Annotated in this window: 2 protein-coding genes; one reads left to right on the top strand and one right to left on the bottom strand. The window is 59.4% G+C overall.

The window, feature by feature from the left end:
• The coding region (locus AC1DWI_RS24815; protein ID WP_477726132.1) for a hypothetical protein at window positions 1–228 on the bottom strand (228 nt) is incomplete at its 3' end.
• A 185-nt stretch (window positions 229–413) separates the two neighbouring features.
• On the opposite strand from AC1DWI_RS24815, the gene AC1DWI_RS24810 reads away from it, so the two are divergent.
• On the top strand, window positions 414–866 hold a 453-nt coding region (locus AC1DWI_RS24810; protein WP_477726131.1), incomplete at its 3' end, for an Lrp/AsnC family transcriptional regulator.

Genomic DNA, 866 nt, shown 5'->3' with positions numbered 1-866 from the left:
AGCCCACAGGGCCTGGTCATAACCGCCCAGCGGCGAGCCGCGGTAGCCGCTGATAAAACCCGCCGTGTTCAGCCCCTCGATCGCATCGCGCGTGCGCTGCAGCATGGGCAGGCGAACCAGCGCCTGGACGCCGCTCATGAAGGCGCGGCCGTGGCCTAAAGAATATTTATCGTCAAGCGTGACGGTCTCTAGCGCTTTGCGGATGTGTTCAGGTAGGGGCGCGTTCATGTTCGTGGGTCTCCAGGACTGTTTGTTAGTACCGCTTTGTGGGCAGGCTGGCAGAAGGGCCACACCCGGATAGGGGGCGCCCTCTAGTTGCATGCAAAGTGTATGCCGCCAGCCGTGATATGTCTTTGCTTTGTTTGCCCAATTTAGGGCACTTCCAGAAAGAATCTTGCTGTAAAGTTGTGAATATGGAAACATTAGATAAGTTTGATATCGCCATCCTGAATGAGTTGCAACTCGACGCCCGGTTGACGAACACGGAACTCGCCTCCCGCGTGGGCCTGTCGGCCGCGCCCTGCTGGCGGCGCGTGCGGGCGCTGGAAGAAAGCGGCTTCATCACCGGCTACCGGGCCGAGATCAACCGTCACAAGATCGGGCTGGGCGTGCTGGCTTTTGTCCGGCTGGACGCTGACCGCAACAGTGGCGACGCAACGCGCCAGCTGGAAGAGGCCATCAAGAAGCTGCCGGAGATCGTCTCTTGCCACTACATCAGCGGCACCGGCACCTTTGAGCTGCAGGTGGTGGCGCAAGACCTGGAAGCCTTCAGCAAGTTTGCGCTGCAAAACCTGATCAACCTGCCCAATGTGAAAGACTTGCACACCAGTTTTTCGCTGGGCGAAGTCAAAGCCAGCAGCGCGCTG

This window comes from Polaromonas sp. P3_C2 (assembly GCF_056402675.1).
The sequence above is the reverse complement of the archived record's forward strand: the minus strand, read 5'-3'. Positions and strand labels throughout refer to the sequence as shown.